An 18,802-nucleotide genomic window follows, 5' to 3' on the forward strand; every position below is an offset into this window, starting at 1 on the left:
CACAGGGCACAAGGCGTATGCGCAACTGGACCAGATCCTCACCAGCCAGGCCTACATGATGTCCACCGTGGACTACTTCACGTTGCTGGGGTGGATGTTCATGGGCTTGATGCTGCTGGTGTGGCTGGCCAAGCCACCGTTTACCGCGAAGGCCGGGCCTGCGGCTTCGGGGCACTGACTGCCCAGGGCTGAAATGCAATCAACTGTGGGAGGGGGCTTGCCCCCGATAGCGGTGGGTCAGGCACAGATGCATCAACTGACACTCCCTCATCGGGGGCAAGCCCCCTCCCACATAGGGCACAAGGCGTATGCGCAACTGGACCAGATCCTCACCAGCCAGGCCTACATGATGTCCACCGTGGACTACTTCACGTTGCTGGGGTGGATGTTCATGGGCTTGATGCTGCTGGTGTGGCTGGCCAAGCCACCGTTTACCGCGAAGGCAGGGCCTGCGGCTTCGGGGCACTGACTGCCCAGGGCTGAAATGCAATCAACTGTGGGAGGAGGCTTGCCCCCGATAGCGGTGGGTCAGGCACAGATGCATCAACTGACACTCCCTCATCGGGGGCAAGCCCCCTCCCACAGTTGATGTGTGTTGTCAGGTATCAAGCGCCAGGCAAAGCCAACTGCGGATTGACGAAGTCAAACGCCGCCAGTTGAAAGCCTTGCTCATCCACCTGCAACGCCCAGCCTTGCTTGTCCCAATCCCCCAACACAATACGCTTGGCCGCCTGGTCACCAATCTGCAACTTATGAATGGCGGGGCGGTGCGTATGGCCGTGGACCAGGGTGCGCACGCCGAAGTGCTGCATCACCCGCGGCACTTCGTCGGGGGTGACATCGACAATGTCGTTGGCCTTCATGCGCGTCTGTGCACGGCTCTCGCTGCGCAGCTTTCGCGCCAGCTTATGGCGTGTGCCCAGAGGCAGGTTGCGCAGGATAAACAGCACAATCGGGTTACGCAGGATGCGCCGCAGCTTCATGTAGCCGAGGTCACGGGTGCAGAGGCTGTCGCCGTGCATCAGCAGCACGGGTTCGCCGTAGAAGTGCACGACGCTCGGGTCCTTGAGCAGGCTGGCGCCTGCGGCTTTGCAGAACGCCTTGCCGATCAGGAAGTCGCGGTTGCCGTGCATGATGAAAATCGCAGTGCCGCTGTCGCTCAGTTCGCGCAGCGCGTCACAGATAGAACGCTGGAACGGTGTCATCCCATCGTCGCCAATCCAGGCTTCGAAGAAGTCCCCCAGAATGTACAACGCCTGGGCGCCACGGGCGCGGCCGTGGAGCAGATCCAGAAACGCCCGGGTGATGTCCGGGCGCTCCTCTTCCAGATGCAAGTCTGAAATCAGCAATATCACCCAACGATCTCGGCTTTCTCGACGATCACGTCTTCGGCTGGAACGTCCTGGTGACCGGCCTTGGACGTGGTGGACACGCCTTTGATCTTGTCGACAACGTCCTGGCCTTCGGTGACTTTACCGAACACCGCGTAACCCCAGCCCTGCACATTCTTGCCGCTGTGGTTGAGGAAGGCGTTGTCGGCCACGTTGATGAAGAACTGCGCGGAGGCCGAATGCGGCTCCATGGTACGGGCCATGGCGACGGTGTACTTGTCGTTGGAGAGGCCGTTGTCCGCTTCGTTCTGGATGCTCGGGCGCTTGTCTTTCTTCTCTTTCATGCCTGGCTCGAAACCGCCGCCCTGGATCATGAAGTTGCCGATGACACGGTGGAAAACGGTGTTTTCGTAGTGGCCGGCGTTGACGTACTCGATAAAGTTGGCAACGGTGATCGGCGCTTTCTCGGCGTTCAACTCGATGACGATGTCACCGTGGTTGGTGGTCAGTTTGACTTGAGTCATGTTCACTACTCTTTTCAGGGAATTCGTGGGTTTGAGTGCCTCGGGCACCTTACCTGTCTGGCTTAAACGACGGCCAAGGCGCGCAGTTTAGCGTGCCCTGCAGGAATTTCGAGGTGGTTTTTTAACGCCCCGGCCATAAAAGCAGTAATTAAACAGCAGTTTTTGGTCCCAGCCTGTCAGTGTCTTGACTGCATCGGCTATTATGAGCCCTTTGTTTTATCTGGCCCCACCTGGCCACGAACCTGTCTGTTCAAGGATCCTATGAGCAAGCCCACTGTCGACCCTACCCCGAATGCCAAGGCCGGACCTGCCGTCCCGGTCAACTTCCTGCGCCCGATCATCCAGGCGGACCTGGATTCGGGCAAGCACACGCAGATCGTCACCCGTTTCCCGCCAGAGCCCAACGGCTACCTGCACATCGGTCACGCCAAGTCGATCTGTGTGAACTTCGGTCTGGCCCAGGAGTTCGGTGGCGTCACGCACTTGCGTTTCGACGACACCAACCCGGCCAAGGAAGACCAGGAATACATCGACGCCATCGAAAGCGACATCAAGTGGCTGGGCTTCGAATGGTCCGGTGAAGTGCGCTATGCCTCCAAGTATTTCGACCAGTTGTTCGACTGGGCCGTCGAGCTGATCAAGGCCGGCAAGGCCTATGTGGACGACCTGACCCCGGAGCAGGCCAAGGAATACCGTGGCACCCTGACCGAGCCGGGCAAGAACAGCCCGTTCCGCGACCGTTCGGTGGAAGAGAACCTGGACTGGTTCAACCGTATGCGCGCCGGTGAATTCCCGGACGGCGCCCGCGTGCTGCGCGCCAAGATCGACATGGCCTCGCCGAACATGAACCTGCGCGATCCGATCATGTACCGCATCCGCCATGCTCACCACCACCAGACCGGTGACAAGTGGTGCATCTACCCCAACTACGACTTCACCCACGGTCAGTCGGACGCCATCGAAGGCATCACCCACTCCATCTGCACCCTGGAGTTCGAGAGCCATCGCCCGCTGTACGAGTGGTTCCTCGACAGCTTGCCGGTACCGGCGCACCCGCGTCAGTACGAATTCAGCCGCCTGAACCTGAACTACACCATCACCAGCAAGCGCAAGCTCAAGCAACTGGTGGATGAAAAGCACGTGCATGGCTGGGATGACCCGCGCATGTCGACCCTGTCGGGCTTCCGCCGTCGTGGCTACACGCCTGCGTCGATCCGCAACTTCTGCGACATGGTCGGCACCAACCGTTCCGACGGCGTGGTTGACTTCGGCATGCTGGAGTTCAGCATCCGCCAGGACCTCGACGCGAACGCCCCGCGCGCCATGTGCGTGCTGCGTCCGTTGAAGGTTGTGATCACCAACTACCCGGAAGACAAGGTCGATCACCTCGAACTGCTGCGTCATCCGCAAAAAGAAGAACTCGGCGTGCGCAAGCTACCGTTCGCCCGTGAAATCTACATCGACCGCGATGACTTCATGGAAGAGCCGCCAAAAGGCTACAAGCGTCTGGAGCCGAACGGCGAAGTGCGCCTGCGTGGCAGCTACGTGATCCGGGCCGATGAAGCGATCAAGGACGCCGATGGCAACGTCGTCGAACTGCGCTGCTCGTACGACCCGGACACCCTCGGCAAGAACCCTGAAGGCCGCAAGGTCAAGGGCGTGGTCCACTGGGTGCCGGCCGCTGCCAGCATCGAGTGCGAAGTGCGTTTATACGATCGCCTGTTCCGCTCGCCGAATCCTGAAAAGGCCGAAGACAGCGCCAGTTTCCTCGACAACATCAACCCTGACTCCCTGCAAGTACTCACCGGTTGTCGTGCCGAGCCATCGCTTGGCGACGCACAGCCGGAAGACCGTTTCCAGTTCGAGCGCGAAGGTTACTTTTGCGCGGATATCAAGGACTCGAAACCGGGCGCGCCGGTATTCAACCGTACCGTGACCTTGCGTGATTCGTGGGGCCAGTGATTCTGTTTAAGGAACTGTCGTGCTAACGATCTACAACACACTCAGCAAGACCAAAGAAGTCTTCAAGCCGCTGGATGGCAACAAGGTGCGCATGTACGTGTGCGGCATGACCGTGTACGACTACTGCCACATCGGCCACGGCCGCAGCATGGTTGCCTTCGACCTGGTGACCCGCTGGTTGCGCTTCAGCGGCTATGACTTGACCTATGTGCGCAACATCACCGACATCGACGACAAGATCATCAACCGCGCCAATGAAAACGGCGAGTCGTTCGACGCGCTGACCGAGCGCATGATCGCCGCGATGCACGAGGACGAGGCGCGCCTCAACATCCTCAAGCCGGACATGGAACCGCGCGCCACGGACCACATTCCTGGCATGCACGCGATGATCCAGGCCCTGATCGACAAGGGTTACGCCTACGCCCCCGGCAATGGCGACGTGTACTACCGTGTCGCCAAGTTCATGGGCTACGGCAAGCTGTCGCGCAAGAAAATCGAAGACCTGCGCATCGGCGCACGCATCGAAGTCGACGAAGCCAAGCAGGACCCGCTCGACTTCGTGCTGTGGAAAGCCACCAAGCCGGGCGAGCCCAGCTGGGAATCGCCGTGGGGCGCGGGGCGTCCGGGCTGGCACATCGAATGCTCGGTGATGTCCACCTGCTGCCTGGGCGAGACCTTCGACATTCATGGCGGCGGCAGCGACCTGGAATTTCCGCACCACGAAAACGAAATCGCCCAGAGCGAAGCCGCCACCGGCAAGACCTACGCCAACGCCTGGATGCACTGCGGCATGATCCGCATCAATGGCGAGAAGATGTCCAAGTCCTTGAACAACTTCTTCACCATCCGCGACGTGCTGGAAAAGTACCATCCGGAAGTGGTGCGTTACCTGCTGGTGTCCAGCCATTACCGCAGCGCCATCAACTACTCGGAAGACAACCTCAAGGATGCCAAAGGCGCCCTGGAGCGCTTCTACCATGCGTTGAAGGGCCTGCCCGCCGTTGCCCCGGCTGGCGGCGAAGCGTTTGTGGCGCGGTTTACCGAAGTGATGAATGATGACTTCGGTACCCCGGAAGCCTGCGCGGTGCTGTTTGAGATGGTGCGTGAGATCAACCGGTTGCGCGAGAGTGATCTCGACGCGGCGGCTGGGCTTGCTGCTCGCCTCAAAGAGCTGGCGAGTGTGCTGGGCGTGTTGCAGATGGAAGCCGATGACTTCCTGCAAGCCGGCGCTGAAGGGCGTGTGGATGCGGCGCAGGTGGATGCATTGATCCAGGCGCGTCTGGCTGCGCGGGCTGGTAAAGACTGGGCGGAATCCGACCGTATCCGCGACCAACTGACTGCGATGGGTGTGGTCCTGGAAGACGGCAAGGGTGGCACGACCTGGCGGTTGGCTGATCAGGCCTGACTGTTAACCCGATCCAAATGTGGGAGGGGGCTTGCCCCCGATGGCGGTGTGTCAGTTACAGCTGTATCAACTGACACTCCCTCATCGGGGGCAAGCCCCCTCCCACTTTTTGACCGTGCTCACTTTGCTCGGTCTTCGGATTCAGACCTACCTCTGAGTTTGCATGTGATTGAGGCTTAGTGTTTTCTTCACCCACAACTGACCCCCTTTCAGCCGCCTGCACATTCCCTCCGTTTTTAGTCTTGCCGAATTCGCGCGAGGTTTCAGAGTTCTCTTACAGTTCCCCTTCAAGACGGGCAGGTAATGTTTGTTACTTGGTGTAATAAGAAGGGAACATATATGCAAATGCTCACACAGACCAAGGATGTGGGTTCAGGCTTGTCGCTGCGTGCCGGTAAGTTAGTTGTTAGTCTCGTCAGTACGCCAGCGCAACTGCGAGAGGTGCAAGCCCTTCGTTATAAAGTGTTCAATGAAACATTCCGGGCACCGGCACTTAGCAATATCCAGGGTTTGAATGTCGACGAGTTTGACGACTATTGCGACCATCTAGTCGTGCGAGATGTCACCACCGCCTGTGTGGTCGGCACGTACCGTGTCATGAGTCCAACCGCTGCCCGGCATATAGGGCACTACTATTCGGAAAAGGAATTCGACCTGAGCCGGTTGGATCATTTGCGTGCAAGCATTATCGAGGTGGGGCACGCCTGCGTGCATCCCGACTACCGTGCCGGCAGCGTGACCAGGCTGCTCTGGTCGGGCGTGGGGATGTACACACAGCGTGAACGATGTGATTACGTCATGGGGTGCGCCAGCGTCAGTTTGGCGGACGGCGGACATCATGCATCAGCTATTTATCGTGCGTTTACACCGGACCAGTTTTCGCCGTCTGAATATCGTGTCACACCACATGCAGCATTTGCGCTTCATGACGTTAAAGGCGAAAAACCTGCCCTCCTGCCACCTATATTAAAAGGCTTATTACGTAGCGGCGCCTGGGTGTGTGGGGCACCGGCCTGGGACGCTGTTTTTAATACGGCTGATTTCTTTATGTGGTTGCCGTTGTCGAATTTTGACCAGCGTTATGCGCGCCACTATTTAAAGTGACCGCGCGGCACTGCATCAAGTGAGTAGGTATCGTACGAACTAATGAAGGTTGTGAAGAGTATGTTTTTAACAGAAGAACGAAATACCGCGTTTGAGCTGGTTCCACAATTGGCCTCCTTTCTTGAGTCCGCATCGCTGTTGGAACTTGAGCGAGGAAAGTCTCAACGCTTGGCTGATGTGTTTCGCACAGTGGGCCAGCCTGGGCTTGCCATTGCCGAGGCACTGGGTGGCAGGGGCGTCAGTGCGCGCAAGTTGGCGCAGTTGCATACGTGGGTCGGCGCACATTGCCCTTCACTGGCTGTGATGATGACCATGCACCACCACACGATCGCGGGCATGATGGCGGCCAGTCATTTTTTTCCTGACCTTCAAGGGCTGCTGAGCATCGTTGCAGGCAACGACTTGTTGGTTGCGTCCGGATTCGCCGAAGGCCGCGCGCATTCGGATATCCTCGCGTCGACCATGGCCGTGGAGAAAACCGCCGACGGCTATATCGTCAATGGCAGCAAGAAACCCTGCACGATGACCCATCATTTCGACGTGATTACCTTTGGCGTCAACTATGTTGATCCGCAAGGTGACGTGCATCTTGGCATTGGTGCCGCGCTGGCGGGCGATCCCTGTATCGAGCGCGAAAAATTCTGGTCTGTTCCCCATTTGCAGGCGGCTGACAGTCACGAGGTCCGGTTCAACAACCTGATGGTTCCCGAGTCCATGATGCATTTCAGCAAAACCGTGGATGAGCAGCTCGGTGAGGATCAACAGGGTACGGGTAACCATTTGTTTGCGATCTGGTTCCAGTTGCTGGCTTCAGCGTCGTACCTGGGCATGGCGTGCGCACTGTCATCGCGAGCGCTGACGGCGGGTAAAGGTTCGCAGGAGGATCGGGCGCTGTTGCTGATCGATCTGCAAGGGGCGACGATGGCGTTGCAAGGGCTGGCGACGTCGATAGATGAAAACCGTTTCTTGCGCGCTGACCTGGCGCGTGCTCAGGCCACACGCTTCTCGGTGCAGGAGGCGCTCAACCGTATTGGCACGCGCGCTTTCGAACTCATGGGGGGGATGGCTTTCATGTCATCTGAAGAGGTCGCCTATCTGCTGGTGGCGACGCGGGTGCTGGCCTTCCATCCGACGTCCAGGATCGCCAGCAGTGCATTCCTGTGTGAGCAGCTGAGCTAATGTGGGAGGGGGCTTGCTCCCGATAGCAGTGGATCAGTCAGTTCATCGGTAACTGACCCACCGCCATCGGGGGCAAGCCCCCTCCCACATTTGGATTGTGTTCTCTTCAGCGCTCAGCGGCGGCTGCTGACCTCGGCCGGTACATCGTCACCGGCCATGCGCTTGCGGAACAGCGCCGTGCGCGCCAGCAGCAGGGTGGTCACCGGCACGGTGATCGACAGCAGAATCGGAATCAGCCAGCCGTGCAGCACCGGCCCGGATTTGAGTACCGAGAAGTAGATGATCGAGGCCAACGCCACGCACCACGCGCCGAGTGTCGAGGCCAGCGCCGGCGGGTGCATGCGCTGGAAGAAATCCTTCATGCGCAACAACCCGAGCGCCCCTATCAGCGCAAACACGCTGCTCAGGACCAGCAGCACACCGACGACGATTTCCATCCATAACGGCATCATTCAATCACCTCCCCACGCAACAGGAATTTGGCCAGGGCGAACGAGCCGACAAAGCCGAACAGCGCAATCAGCAGCGCCGCTTCAAAGTAGGTGTCGCTGGCATAACGGATGCCCAGCACCAGCATCATCAGCATTGCCAGGATGTACAGATAATCCAGCGCCAGTACCCGGTCCTGGGCTGACGGGCCTTTGAACAGGCGGATCAATGTCAGCACCATCGCCAGCGAGAACAGGAACAGGCTCAACAGGATCGCATTGGAGAGCAGGGCGCTCATTCGAAGATCTCCATCAGGGGCCGTTCGTAGGCGGATTTGAAGTGCTCGATAAACTGCGCCTCATCGTCCAGATCGAACACATGCAGCAGCAGGACGCTGCGGTCCAGCGCCAGTTCCGACCAGATCGTGCCGGGGATCACCGTCGTGATCATTGACAGCGCCGCGAGGCCGTTGGGGCTGCGCAGGTCGATGGGGATTTTGATGAAGCGCGCGCGCGGCGGGCGTGAGCCGCAGGTCAGGACGCCCCAGGCCACTTGCAGGTTGGAGACAATCACGTCGCGGCCCACCAGCAGGAACAGGCGCAGGATCACGCCGGGACGGCGCAGGCTGATCGGTTGCGGACGCAGTGGCGCCATCATCAGCGGCGCAAGCAAGCCCAGCAGTGCACCGAGCAGCAGGTTGCCGGGGCTCATCGACAGGTTCAGCACCAGCCATAACCCCAGCAAGGCCAGCGACAACCACGGGGCGGGAAACAGGCGCTTCATGGTTGCACCTCCAGGGCGGCTGCCTGGGCTTCGGGGCTTGGCACCGGGCGCGTCGCCATCACCGCCATGACGTAGCTTTCCGGGTTGTTCAGGCTCTTGGCGGTGGCCAGCGTGTAGCGCATCAGTGGCTCGGCCTTGAAGGTCAGCGCAATGCTCAGGCCCAGCAGCAGGAAGATCGGCACACATTCGTAGCGGCGCAGCAGGGGCGAGGGACGTTCTTCCGGGGTCCAGAAACGCTGGATGCCGAGCCGGGCGAAGGCAATCAACGACGCCAGCCCCGACAGGATCAACAGTGCCACCAAGCCCCAGGCCGCCGGGCGGATGGGCTCATTCACCGCGTTGCCCAGGCCCAGCGGATTGACCAGCGCATGCAGCAGACTGAGCTTGCCGATAAACCCGGACAGTGGCGGCATGCCGATGATCAGCAGCGCGCAGGCAATAAAGCTCAGGCCAAGGAACGCCATGGTCCAGGGGATCACCTGGCCGATGACGGCTTTCTGTTCATCGTCGAGGTTGACGCCGGGCCGTGGATGCAGGGATTCCATGGCCTTGGGCAGGGCGTCGATCTCTTCATCCAGCGGCAGGTCATTGGCCGAGCGCGAGCGTTCGATCAATTCCGCCAGCAAAAACAGCGCGCTCAACGCCAGGGTGGAGCTGACCAGATAGAACAGCGCCCCGGCCGTCAGGCTAGGCTGGGCAAACCCCACGGCCGACAGCAGGATGCCGGCCGACACCAGAATGCTCAGGCTCGCCATGCGTTCCAGGCGCTGCGCCGCGAGCATTGCCAGTGCCGCGCAGACAATGGTCGCCATGCCGCCGTATACCAGCCAGTCACCGCCGAACAACGCCGACGCGCCGGCCTGGCCGGAAAACAGCAAGGTCCACAGGCGCAGCACGGTGTACACGCCCACTTTGGTCATGATCGCAAACATTGCCGCCACCGGTGCACTGGCCGAGGAGTAGGCAGGCGCGAGCCAGAAGTTCAGCGGCCACATGCCGGCCTTGGCCAGGAACGCCGTCGCGAGGATCGCCGCACCGGCGTGTAACAGGCCACGATCAGCCTCCGGCACCAGCGGGATTTTCAGCGCCAGATCAGCGAAGTTCAGCGTGCCGGTGACGCCGTAGATCATCGCCGCGCCAATCAGGAACAGCGACGACGCCAGCAGGTTGATCGCGATGTAATGCAGTCCCGACGACACCCGCGCACGGCCGGAACCGTGCAGCATCAAGCCGTAGGACGCCGCCAGCAGCACCTCGAAGAACACGAACAGGTTGAACAGGTCGGCGGTGAGGAAGGCGCCGTACAGACCCATCATCTGCACCTGGAACAGCGCGTGGAAACTGGTGCCGGCACGGTCCCAGCGGGCCATGGCAAACAACAGCGCGCTGACGCCGATGATCCCGGTCAGCACCAGCATCAGCGCCGACAGCTGATCCACCACCAGCACGATACCGAACGGCACTTGCCAGTTGCCCGGCAGGTACACGCCGATCGAGCCCGGGCCGCCTTGTTGTGTCCAGTACAGCAGCAATACGGCGATGCCCAGGCCGATGACGCTGGAGAACAGATTGATCCTGGCTTTGAGCGGGCGGCGTTTCTCGCCGAGCATCAGCATCAGCGCTGCGGTCAGTAACGGCAGCAGAATCGGCGCAACGATCAGTTGGTTGACCCAATTCATTCCTTGGGCTCCCGGCCGTCCACATGGTCAGTACCGGTCAGGCCGCGGGAGGCCAGCAGCACCACCAGGAACAGCGCGGTCATGGCGAAGCTGATCACGATGGCCGTGAGCACCAGCGCCTGGGGCAGGGGGTCGGTGTAGTTGAGCAGGTCTTGCGGCACGCCGTCCTTGATGATCGGCTCCTTGCCGATAAACAGGCTGCCCATGCTGAAAATGAACAGGTTGACCCCGTAGGACAACAGGCACAGGCCCATCACCACCTGAAACGTCCGTGGCCGCAGGATCAGCCAGACACCAGAGGCCGCCAGGACCCCAATGGCAATTGCGATGACTTCTTCCATCAGGCGGCTCCTTCTGTTGTGGCAACGACTTTGGCCTGGTTGCTCGGTTTATGCGCTCGCACCGACTGGTGACCGAGGGCAGTGAGCATCAGCAGCGTCGAACCGACGACCATGGCGTACACACCGACATCGAAGAATAACGCGCTGGCGACATGAATATCGCCCAGCACCGGCAGGCTGAAATGCCAGGTGTGCGTGGTGAGGAACGGGTACCCGGCAAACAATGCGCCGAGCCCGGTGAGGGTTGCTGCGAGCAGGCCGAACCCCATCCAGCGCATCGGCCGCAGGCTCATCTGTGCCTCGACCCACTGCGTACCGGCGACCATGTATTGCAGGATAAACGCCACCGACATCACCAAGCCCGCGACAAAACCGCCGCCCGGCTGGTTATGGCCGCGCATGAACAGGTAGAACGACACCACCATCGCTATCGGCAACAGCAGGCGCACCAGCACCGCCGGTACCATCATGAAGCCCAGGGCGGTGTCGCTGGCCTGGCGCGGGTTGACCAGGTCGGTGGCCACGTCCGGCGCGAGTTGGCGTTGTTGCGCGGGCAACTGCATGCTTTCTTTCGACGGACGGAAGCGCCGCAGCAGGGCGTACACGGTCAGTGCCACGGCGCCGAGCACGGTGATTTCGCCGAGGGTATCGAAGCCGCGGAAGTCCACCAGCATCACGTTCACCACATTGCTGCCGCCACCCTCGGGCAGGGCGCGACTGAGGTAGAACGAGGAGATATCGTTGGGGGTCTGGCGTGTCAGCATCGCATAGGACAACAGCGCCATGCCGCCACCCACCACGGTGGACAGCAGGAAGTCGCGCACCCGGCGGATCCGCGCCTTGCGCAGGGTGTTGGGCAGTGGCCACACCTCTTCGATCCGCCGTGGCAGCCAGCGCAGGCCGAGCAGGATCAACACGGTGGTGACCACTTCCACCACCAGTTGCGTCAGGGCCAGGTCCGGCGCCGAGAACCACACGAAGGTAATGCACGTCATCAGGCCGCACACGCTGACCATGGTCAGGGCTGCCAGCCGGTGATACTTGGCCTGCCAGGCGGCGCCCAGCGCGCAGGCAATCGCCAGCACCCACAGGGTCACGAACACGATGGAGCCGGGGATCTTCGGCCGGTCACCCCAGGTCAGGCCGCTGTTGAGCATCGGGATCAGGGCGCCGATCACCGCCACGATCACCAGCAGGAACAATTGGGTTTGCAGGCGCTTGGTGCTGATGCGTTTCTCGATCTTGCGCACCCCGCGCATCATCACCACCAGGCAACGCTCGAAGCCTCGCTTGCCGTTGAAGTAGCCGATCAGCGGCGGGTAGGTGAAACGGCCGCGCTTGAGTTGCTTGCGCAGCATCAGGTAGAGCACCACACCGCCGGACATGGCCACCAGGCTCATGATCATCGGCGCGTTCCAGCCGTGCCAGATCGCCAGGCTGTATTCCGGCAGCACACCGCCCACCACCGGCAGTGCGGCGGCGGCGAGGATCGAGCCGACCACCTGGGCCGGGAAAATCCCCACCAGCAGGCAGGTGAATACCAGCAGTTCGACGGGGGCGCGCATCCAGCGTGGTGGTTCGTGGGGCGTGTGCGGCAAGTGGGTGGCGGGCGGGCCGAAGAACACATCCACGGTAAAGCGCAGGGCATAGGCCACGCTGAACGTACCGGCGATGGTCGCGATCACGGGCAGCATGATTTCCACCCATTTTGTCGACGAGATAAATACGGTTTCGGCGAAGAACATCTCTTTGGACAGGAAGCCATTGAGCAACGGCACGCCGGCCATCGAGGCACTGGCCACCATCGCCAGGGTCGCGGTGAACGGGATCAGGCGCACCAGTCCACTGAGCTTGCGGATATCCCGCGTGCCGCTTTCGTGGTCGATAATGCCCGCCGCCATGAACAGCGAGGCCTTGAAGGTGGCGTGGTTGAGAATATGGAACACTGCCGCGACGGCGGCCAGCGGGCTGTTGAGGCCCAGCAGCAGGGTGATCAGCCCGAGGTGACTGATGGTGGAGTAGGCCAGCAGGCCTTTGAGATCGTTCTGAAACATGGCGCAGTAGGCGCCGAGGAGGAGGGTGAGCGCGCCGGCACCGCCGACGATCCAGAACCACTCTTCGCTGCCGGACAGCGAGGGCCACAGGCGGGCCAGCAGGAACACGCCGGCTTTCACCATCGTCGCCGAATGCAGGTATGCCGACACCGGCGTCGGCGCGGCCATGGCGTGGGGCAACCAGAAGTGGAAGGGGAACTGCGCGCTTTTGCTCAAGGCGCCGATCAGCACCAGGGCCAGCATGACCGGGTACAGCGAGTGCGCACGAATCTGATCGCCCGCCGCCAGCACCTGGTCCAGGTCATAGCTGCCGACGATGTGCCCCAACAGCATCACCCCGGCCAGCAGGCACAAACCACCCGCGCCGGTGACCATCAGCGCCATATACGCACCACGCCTGGCATCGGCGCGGTGGTGCCAGTAACCAATCAGCAGGAAGGAAAACAGGCTGGTCAGTTCCCAGAAAAACACGATTTGGATCAGGTTGCCGGAAATCACCAGCCCGAGCATGGCGCCCATGAAGGCCAGGAAAAACGCGAAGAAACGCGGCACCGGGTCATCCGGCGACATGTAGTAACGCGCATACAGTGACACCAGCGTACCGATACCCAGCACCAGCATCGAGAACAGCCAGGCGAAGCCATCCAGGCGCAGCACGAAATTCAGGCCGAGGCTGGGCAACCACATGAATTCTTCACGGATGACGCCACCGTGGGCGATCTGGGGGTAGAGCAGGGCGACTTGAACGGTGCCGACCAGTGCCACCAGGCCGGCCAGCAGGGATTCGCTATTACGTGCGTTGTGCGGCAGCAAGGCCGCCAGACAGCTGCCAATGAATGGCAGAAGCAGTAGAACTATCAGGGACATAGGCTTCTAATCTGCGGGAGTTTGGGATGCATCATACGTGCCGCTTTCGCGATCACCAAACGGCAAGATGTGGCAGGATCCTACAAGGGTAGGAGTAAAGCGGCTACAGCGGTTGAAAGTGGCAAGCTGCAAGCTACAAGCTACAAGCTACAAGCTACAAGCTACAAGCTACAAGCTACAAGCCGCAAGCTACAAGCCGCAAGCTGCAAGCTGCAAGCTGCAAGCTACAAGCTACAAGCTACAAGCTACAAGCTACAAGCTACAAGCCGCAAGCTACAAGCCGCAAGCTGCAAGCTGCAAGCTGCAAGCTACAAGCTACAAGCTGCAAGCTACAAGCCGAACGCCTACCTCTTGCAGCTTGCAGCTTGCAGCTTGCAGCTTGCAGCTTGTGGCTTGCAGCTTATAGCTCAACAATCATCCCCGATTTTCCTGCTCGACCGCGTCCTGCACAGCGCCAGCCTTCGAGCTGCTCCTCTTCAACTCACTCACAATCACCGCCACCACAATCAACACCGCGCCTGCCATCGCAATCGGCGGGAAGCGCTCCCCGGCAATCCGCCCAACCACGCCGGCCCACACCGGCTCGCCGGCATAGATCAAGGTGGCGCGGGTCGGTGAAACGCTCTGCTGCGCCCAGTTCATCGCCAACTGGATCACCGCACTGGTCAAGCCCAGGCCCACCGCGCTGAACAGCAGCAGCCACGAAAAGCCCGGCAACGGCTCGCCCATCGGCACCACCATCAGGAACGACAGCAGCGACGCCGTGGCCAGTTGCACCACGGTCACCCGGCGCACATCCACTTGCCCGGCGAAGGCGCTGATCAGGATGATTTCGGCGGCAATCGCCACGGCACCGATCAGCGTGGCGATTTCACCGGAGCTGAAATTCAGCGACGCACCGGCGGGGCCGGTCAGCAGCATCAACCCGGCAAACGCCAGCATGATGCCAATGCTCGGCATCAACCCCGGGCGCCGACCCAGCACCAGCCACTGCAACAACGGCACGAAGGGTACATAGAGCGCGGTGATGAACGCCGACTGGCTGCTCAGGATCGTCTGCAGGCCAATGGTCTGCAAGCCGTAGCCGAACATGATCGCCACGCCGATGAACACCCCGGCCTTCAACTCGAACAGCGTCAGGTCGCGCAACGTACGCAGGGAGAAGAAGCCGACCACAATGGCCGCCGCCGCAAAACGCAGGCCCACGAAAAACATCGGCCCGCTGACGCTCATCGCATGCTGCACCAGCAAGAACGTGCCACCCCAGATCATGGTGATGACCACCAGGATGCATTCGGCTTTGCTGAAGCGATTGAAACGCGAAGGGGAGTTCTGGGCAGTCATGGCGGCTCGGTCTTGCAAGGGAAAGGCACGGACCGCACAATGCGCCGCACGCTGGGCAGTATACTGCGCACACCCACCCATTGAGCAATATAGTGCACAAAGAAAATCCACACCGGGCCTCGGTCCTGCAGCACGTCAGCCAGAACGTTCGGCGCCTGCGCCATGCCGCCGATCTGAGCCAGACCGCGCTTGCGGAAAAATCCGGGGTGAGCCGGCGCATGCTGGTGGCCATCGAGGCCGGCGAAAAGAACGTCAGCCTGTCCACCCTGGACCGTGTGGCCGAAGCATTGGAGGTGGCGTTCAGCGATTTGATCCAGGCGCCGGATGCCGGTGACCACAGTCGCATCAACGAGCTGGCCTGGGCGGGCGATATCCCCGGCAGCAAAGCCGTGTTGCTGGCCAAGGCCACGGCGCGCCGTGAAGTCGAACTGTGGGAGATGCACCTGGCGCCGGGCGACCGCTACAGCCCGGACCCCGATCCGGACGGCTGGAGTGTGCAGCTGTTTGTGTTCGAAGGCTGCCTCACCCTGCTGCTGGGCGAACAGGAAAAGCACGTCGCGGCCGGTGAGTTCTATATGTTTGCCAGCCGCCACGTCCACGGTTATCGCAATGACGGCGAGGTGACCGTGCGTTTTGTGCGCAACGTGGTGATCTAACTGTTTGCCCAGCAACAGTGGATAGACAATGTGCTGGTTTGTCAGGCATCAGGCCCCCCTGTCAACCAGCAACTCGCTGATTTTACTGACGATTAAATTCAGGCACGACTCCTGCAAAGGCTCTTTTATTCATTCGGAGCCTGGAGTCGGCCCATGTCAGCCCACCCTCAACACTCAGCCCATATCATCCGCTCGGACGCGGAAGCCATCGAGGTCGCCACGCGGCTGGCGGCGCGGTTTGCCCTGCAGGCCAGCGAGCGCGACCGTGAGCGGCGTCTGCCGGTGGCGGAACTCGACGAGTTCTCTGCCAGCGGCCTGTGGGGCATTACCATTCCCAGAGCCTACGGCGGTGCCGAGGTTTCCTATGTGACCGTGGCCGAGGTCATCAAGCTGATCTCTGCCGCCGACCCTTCGCTGGGGCAGATTCCGCAGAACCACCTCGGCGTGGTGGATATCCTCCTGCAAACCGCCACTGAGGAGCAGAAGCGCCACTACTTCGGCAAGGTGCTGGCGGGCTATCGCTTCGGCAATGCCTTTTCCGAAGCCAAGAGCAAAAACGCCGGCACTTTCGACACGCAGATTCGCATCGACGGCGACTCCGCGCGCATTGACGGCGAGAAGTTCTACTGCACCGGCGCGCTGTTTGCGCACATCGTGCCGACCGTCGGCAACAACGAGCACGGGCAGGCGCTGATTGCCTTCATCGAACGCGATGCGCCCGGCCTCACGGTGATCGACAGCTGGGACGGTTTCGGCCAACGCACGACCGCCAGTGGTGGCGTAACCCTCGACGGTGTGAGCGTGCCCTCGAGTGCGGTCATCCCCGCACACCAGGCGTTTGACCAACCCACCGCCAACGGCCCGATCTCGCAGATTATCCAGGCGGCCGTCGATACCGGCATTGCGCTGGGCGCTCTGGAGCAGGCGAAGATTCACGCCCGCCAGGCACGACCCTGGATCGACAGCCAGCAGGATCACGGCTGGCAAGACCCATTCACCATTGCCGCGATCGGCGACCTGGCGTGGCGCGTGCACGGCACCGAAGCGGTGCTCGCCAAGGCGGGCAGGGCAGTCGACCTGGCCCTCGCCGAACCGACTGAAGACACCGTCGCCAACGCCTCGCTGATCGTCGCCCAGGCCAAGGTACTGTCCGCCGAAACGGCCTTGCTCGCCAGCAGCAAACTCTTCGAGCTGGCCGGCACTCGTTCGGTCACCGGCAAGCACAACCTCGACCGTTTCTGGCGTAACGCCCGCACCCACACCTTGCACGACCCGGCGCGCTGGAAGTACCACCTGATCGGCAACTTCGTGCTTAACGGCGTGAAGCCTGCACGCCACGCCTGGAACTGAGGAAGCTCATACGATGACCGCACTGAACCACGCACGCCAACTGCTGGAAACCACCCGCCGCTTTGTCGAGCGCAGCGACGACCCTTACGTGATCAGCCGCTTCGGCGACTTGCAGATTCGTGTCGATGTGGCCGCCGCGCTGTTCGAGCGTGCCGAAACCGACCCGAGTCCGGTGGCCGTCACCGAGGCACAGATCGCGGCCGCCGAGGCCCTTATCGCCGCCAGCAATGCTGAGTTCGAATTGACCGGCCGCCGCACCGCGCTGCCGTCGCCGGTCGATGACCCGCTGCGCCGCAAATACCAGGTCGTCGGCAACTACCACCTCAACGGAGTGCTTTGATGTCTCGCGAAATTCGCCTGAATGCCTTCGACATGAACTGTGTCGGCCACCAGTCTCCCGGCTTGTGGGCGCACCCTCGGGACCGTTCCTGGCAATACAAGGACCTGGAATACTGGACGGACCTGGCGAAAATCCTCGAGCGCGGTAAATTCGACGGGCTGTTCATCGCCGATGTGTTGGGCATCTACGACGTCTACAACGGCAACGGCGACGCGGCGATCCGCCAGGCGACGCAAGTGCCGGTCAATGATCCGCTGTCGCTGATCGCACCGATGGCCCTGGTCACCGAGCACCTGGGGTTCGGCCTGACTGCGTCGCTGTCCTTCGAGCATCCGTACCCGTTCGCGCGCAGGCTCTCCACCCTCGACCACCTGACCAAGGGCCGCGTCGGTTGGAACATTGTCACCTCTTATCTGGAAAGCGGCGCCAGGAATCTCGGCCAGAAAGCCCAGACCGAGCACGACGCCCGCTACGACTATGCCGAGGAATACCTGCAGGTTTGCTACAAACTCTGGGAAGGCAGTTGGGAAGAGGGCGCGGTAGTACGTGACCGCGAGCGCCGGGTGTTCAGCGACCCGCGCAAGATCCACGAGATTCGCCATGTGGGCAAACACTTCCAGGTGCCCGGCATCCACCTGTGCGAACCCTCGCCGCAGCGCACGCCGGTGCTGTACCAGGCCGGCGCCTCGAGCCGTGGCAAACAGTTCGCCGCCGAACAGGCCGAGTGCGTGTTCGTGGCCGCGCCGTCCAAGCTGCTGCTGAAAAAGACCGTCGCGGATATTCGCCGACGTGCGGCCGAGGCGGGACGTGATCCGCGCAAAATCCTGATCTTCAACCTGCAGACGGTGATCGTCGGCGAGACCGATGCGCAGGCCAAGGCCAAGTTCGACGACTACAAGTCTTATGTCAGCTACGAAGGCGCGATGGCGCTGATCTCCGGCTGGACCGGCATCGATTTCAGCCAGTTCAAACCGGACGAGCCGCTCAAACATGTGCATACCAACGCCATCCAGTCGGCGGTGGAAGCGTTTTCCACGGCGGATCCGAACAAGGTCTGGACGCCGAATGAACTGGCCAACTGGGTCGGCATCGGTGGCTTCGGCCCGCTGTTTGTCGGCGGACCGCAGACGGTGGCGGACCTGCTGCAGGAATGGGTGGAAGAGACCGATGTGGACGGCTTCAACCTGGCCTATGCGCTGACCCACGAGACCTTTGTCGACGCCGTGGAGTGGCTGGTGCCGGAGCTGCAGAAGCGTGGCGTGTACAAGACCGAATACGCCCAGGGCACGCTGCGCGAAAAGTTGTTTGGCGAGGGGCCGAGGTTGGGCGCCAATCACCCCGGCGCCGGCTACCGCGACCTGTCCGGTTCACACAAAACCCCTGTGGGAGGGGGCTTGCCCCCGATAGCGGTGGGTCAGGCAAAAGTGTCCTGACTGACACACCGCCATCGG

General features: G+C 61.3%; 18 protein-coding genes and 1 pseudogene. 10 read left to right on the forward strand and 9 right to left on the reverse strand.

Going from position 1 to position 18,802, the window contains the following annotated elements; translation table 11 throughout:
• A pseudogene (locus tag CIB54_RS14045) lies at nucleotides 1–178 on the forward strand (MFS transporter); the annotation flags it as partial.
• A 39-nt stretch (nucleotides 179–217) separates the two neighbouring features.
• Nucleotides 218–469, forward strand: coding sequence for a hypothetical protein (locus CIB54_RS14050; RefSeq protein WP_420094157.1), 252 nt, complete (start codon nucleotides 218–220; stop codon nucleotides 467–469).
• 136 nt (nucleotides 470–605) lie between these two features.
• On the opposite strand, the gene lpxH is transcribed toward CIB54_RS14050, so the two are convergent.
• Entirely contained in the window at nucleotides 606–1,355 is a 750-nt protein-coding gene (gene lpxH, locus CIB54_RS14055) for a UDP-2,3-diacylglucosamine diphosphatase (RefSeq protein ID WP_065953095.1), read from the reverse strand.
• On the reverse strand, nucleotides 1,352–1,855 hold the full coding sequence (locus CIB54_RS14060; RefSeq protein ID WP_057721741.1) for a peptidylprolyl isomerase: 504 nt from the start codon (nucleotides 1,853–1,855) through the stop codon (nucleotides 1,352–1,354). The genes lpxH and CIB54_RS14060 overlap by 4 nt, the downstream gene beginning before the upstream one ends.
• 261 nt (nucleotides 1,856–2,116) lie before the next feature.
• On the opposite strand from CIB54_RS14060, the gene CIB54_RS14065 reads away from it, so the two are divergent.
• The 4 genes from CIB54_RS14065 (at nucleotide 2,117) to CIB54_RS14080 (ending at nucleotide 7,508) form a co-directional block, all read left to right on the forward strand.
• Complete coding sequence (locus CIB54_RS14065; protein ID WP_101220093.1) at nucleotides 2,117–3,817, forward strand: glutamine--tRNA ligase/YqeY domain fusion protein; 1,701 nt, start codon at nucleotides 2,117–2,119, stop codon at nucleotides 3,815–3,817.
• A gap of 19 nt (nucleotides 3,818–3,836) precedes the next feature.
• Complete coding sequence (gene cysS / locus CIB54_RS14070) at nucleotides 3,837–5,225, forward strand: cysteine--tRNA ligase (protein WP_101220094.1); 1,389 nt, start codon at nucleotides 3,837–3,839, stop codon at nucleotides 5,223–5,225.
• Nucleotides 5,226–5,564: 339 nt separating this feature from the next.
• On the forward strand, nucleotides 5,565–6,329 hold the full coding sequence (locus CIB54_RS14075; protein ID WP_101220095.1) for a GNAT family N-acetyltransferase: 765 nt from the start codon (nucleotides 5,565–5,567) through the stop codon (nucleotides 6,327–6,329).
• A 60-nt stretch (nucleotides 6,330–6,389) separates the two neighbouring features.
• Nucleotides 6,390–7,508: an acyl-CoA dehydrogenase family protein gene (locus tag CIB54_RS14080; RefSeq protein ID WP_137200227.1), complete on the forward strand. Its 1,119-nt coding sequence runs from the start codon at nucleotides 6,390–6,392 to the stop codon at nucleotides 7,506–7,508.
• 113 nt (nucleotides 7,509–7,621) lie between these two features.
• Here the strand turns inward: CIB54_RS14080 and CIB54_RS14085 are convergent, their stop codons facing one another.
• The 7 genes from CIB54_RS14085 to CIB54_RS14115 form a co-directional block, all read right to left on the reverse strand.
• Nucleotides 7,622–7,960 carry a Na+/H+ antiporter subunit G gene (locus CIB54_RS14085; RefSeq protein ID WP_057721746.1) on the reverse strand — a complete coding sequence of 113 codons (339 nt, stop codon included), beginning with the start codon at nucleotides 7,958–7,960 and terminating at the stop codon, nucleotides 7,622–7,624.
• Nucleotides 7,957–8,235 (reverse strand): K+/H+ antiporter subunit F, encoded by a 279-nt coding sequence (locus tag CIB54_RS14090; RefSeq protein WP_010209507.1) that lies wholly within the window; start codon nucleotides 8,233–8,235, stop codon nucleotides 7,957–7,959. Before CIB54_RS14090 ends, CIB54_RS14085 begins: the two co-directional genes overlap by 4 nt.
• Nucleotides 8,232–8,720, reverse strand: coding sequence for a Na+/H+ antiporter subunit E (locus tag CIB54_RS14095; RefSeq protein ID WP_101220097.1), 489 nt, complete (start codon nucleotides 8,718–8,720; stop codon nucleotides 8,232–8,234). The genes CIB54_RS14090 and CIB54_RS14095 overlap by 4 nt, the downstream gene beginning before the upstream one ends.
• Nucleotides 8,717–10,399, reverse strand: a complete 1,683-nt coding sequence (locus CIB54_RS14100) for a monovalent cation/H+ antiporter subunit D (RefSeq protein WP_101220098.1) — start codon at nucleotides 10,397–10,399, stop codon at nucleotides 8,717–8,719. The genes CIB54_RS14095 and CIB54_RS14100 overlap by 4 nt, the downstream gene beginning before the upstream one ends.
• A complete protein-coding gene (locus tag CIB54_RS14105) occupies nucleotides 10,396–10,740 on the reverse strand; it encodes a Na+/H+ antiporter subunit C (RefSeq protein ID WP_003192163.1) in 345 nt (114 codons plus the stop codon). Before CIB54_RS14105 ends, CIB54_RS14100 begins: the two co-directional genes overlap by 4 nt.
• The gene (locus tag CIB54_RS14110) at nucleotides 10,740–13,661 is read right to left on the reverse strand and encodes a monovalent cation/H+ antiporter subunit A (RefSeq protein ID WP_101220099.1); all 2,922 of its coding nucleotides are present in this window, start codon (nucleotides 13,659–13,661) and stop codon (nucleotides 10,740–10,742) included. Before CIB54_RS14110 ends, CIB54_RS14105 begins: the two co-directional genes overlap by 1 nt.
• Nucleotides 13,662–14,075: 414 nt before the next feature.
• Complete coding sequence (locus CIB54_RS14115) at nucleotides 14,076–15,005, reverse strand: DMT family transporter (RefSeq protein ID WP_101220100.1); 930 nt, start codon at nucleotides 15,003–15,005, stop codon at nucleotides 14,076–14,078.
• Nucleotides 15,006–15,097: 92 nt separating this feature from the next.
• On the opposite strand from CIB54_RS14115, the gene CIB54_RS14120 reads away from it, so the two are divergent.
• The 4 genes from CIB54_RS14120 to CIB54_RS14135 all read left to right on the forward strand — a co-directional run bounded on the left by CIB54_RS14120 (nucleotide 15,098) and on the right by CIB54_RS14135 (nucleotide 18,784).
• Complete coding sequence (locus tag CIB54_RS14120; RefSeq protein WP_065953105.1) at nucleotides 15,098–15,661, forward strand: helix-turn-helix domain-containing protein; 564 nt, start codon at nucleotides 15,098–15,100, stop codon at nucleotides 15,659–15,661.
• A gap of 153 nt (nucleotides 15,662–15,814) precedes the next feature.
• Nucleotides 15,815–17,011: an SfnB family sulfur acquisition oxidoreductase gene (locus CIB54_RS14125; RefSeq protein ID WP_065953106.1), complete on the forward strand. Its 1,197-nt coding sequence runs from the start codon at nucleotides 15,815–15,817 to the stop codon at nucleotides 17,009–17,011.
• A 13-nt stretch (nucleotides 17,012–17,024) separates the two neighbouring features.
• Nucleotides 17,025–17,351 carry an acyl-CoA dehydrogenase gene (locus CIB54_RS14130; RefSeq protein WP_065953107.1) on the forward strand — a complete coding sequence of 109 codons (327 nt, stop codon included), beginning with the start codon at nucleotides 17,025–17,027 and terminating at the stop codon, nucleotides 17,349–17,351.
• Nucleotides 17,351–18,784, forward strand: coding sequence for an LLM class flavin-dependent oxidoreductase (locus CIB54_RS14135; RefSeq protein ID WP_065953108.1), 1,434 nt, complete (start codon nucleotides 17,351–17,353; stop codon nucleotides 18,782–18,784). The genes CIB54_RS14130 and CIB54_RS14135 overlap by 1 nt, the downstream gene beginning before the upstream one ends.
• Nucleotides 18,785–18,802: the final 18 nt, after the last annotated feature.

It is taken from the genome of Pseudomonas fluorescens, from assembly GCF_002837185.1.
GTDB classification, from domain to species: domain Bacteria; phylum Pseudomonadota; class Gammaproteobacteria; order Pseudomonadales; family Pseudomonadaceae; genus Aquipseudomonas; species Aquipseudomonas fluorescens_AM.

Excerpts from the sequence above, each read along its gene's own strand:
- CIB54_RS14060 (WP_057721741.1), bottom strand. The coding sequence starts at position 1,855 with ATGACTCAAGTCAAACTGACCACCAACCACGGTGACATCGTCATCGAG.
- CIB54_RS14065 (WP_101220093.1), top strand. The coding sequence starts at position 2,117 with ATGAGCAAGCCCACTGTCGACCCTACCCCGAATGCCAAGGCCGGACCT.
- CIB54_RS14075 (WP_101220095.1), top strand. The coding sequence starts at position 5,565 with ATGCAAATGCTCACACAGACCAAGGATGTGGGTTCAGGCTTGTCGCTG.
- CIB54_RS14080 (WP_137200227.1), top strand. The coding sequence starts at position 6,390 with ATGTTTTTAACAGAAGAACGAAATACCGCGTTTGAGCTGGTTCCACAA.
- CIB54_RS14085 (WP_057721746.1), bottom strand. The coding sequence starts at position 7,960 with ATGATGCCGTTATGGATGGAAATCGTCGTCGGTGTGCTGCTGGTCCTG.
- CIB54_RS14090 (WP_010209507.1), bottom strand. The coding sequence starts at position 8,235 with ATGAGCGCCCTGCTCTCCAATGCGATCCTGTTGAGCCTGTTCCTGTTC.
- CIB54_RS14095 (WP_101220097.1), bottom strand. The coding sequence starts at position 8,720 with ATGAAGCGCCTGTTTCCCGCCCCGTGGTTGTCGCTGGCCTTGCTGGGG.
- CIB54_RS14100 (WP_101220098.1), bottom strand. The coding sequence starts at position 10,399 with ATGAATTGGGTCAACCAACTGATCGTTGCGCCGATTCTGCTGCCGTTA.
- CIB54_RS14105 (WP_003192163.1), bottom strand. The coding sequence starts at position 10,740 with ATGGAAGAAGTCATCGCAATTGCCATTGGGGTCCTGGCGGCCTCTGGT.
- CIB54_RS14110 (WP_101220099.1), bottom strand. The coding sequence starts at position 13,661 with ATGTCCCTGATAGTTCTACTGCTTCTGCCATTCATTGGCAGCTGTCTG.
- CIB54_RS14115 (WP_101220100.1), bottom strand. The coding sequence starts at position 15,005 with ATGACTGCCCAGAACTCCCCTTCGCGTTTCAATCGCTTCAGCAAAGCC.
- CIB54_RS14125 (WP_065953106.1), top strand. The coding sequence starts at position 15,815 with ATGTCAGCCCACCCTCAACACTCAGCCCATATCATCCGCTCGGACGCG.
- CIB54_RS14130 (WP_065953107.1), top strand. The coding sequence starts at position 17,025 with ATGACCGCACTGAACCACGCACGCCAACTGCTGGAAACCACCCGCCGC.
- CIB54_RS14135 (WP_065953108.1), top strand. The coding sequence starts at position 17,351 with ATGTCTCGCGAAATTCGCCTGAATGCCTTCGACATGAACTGTGTCGGC.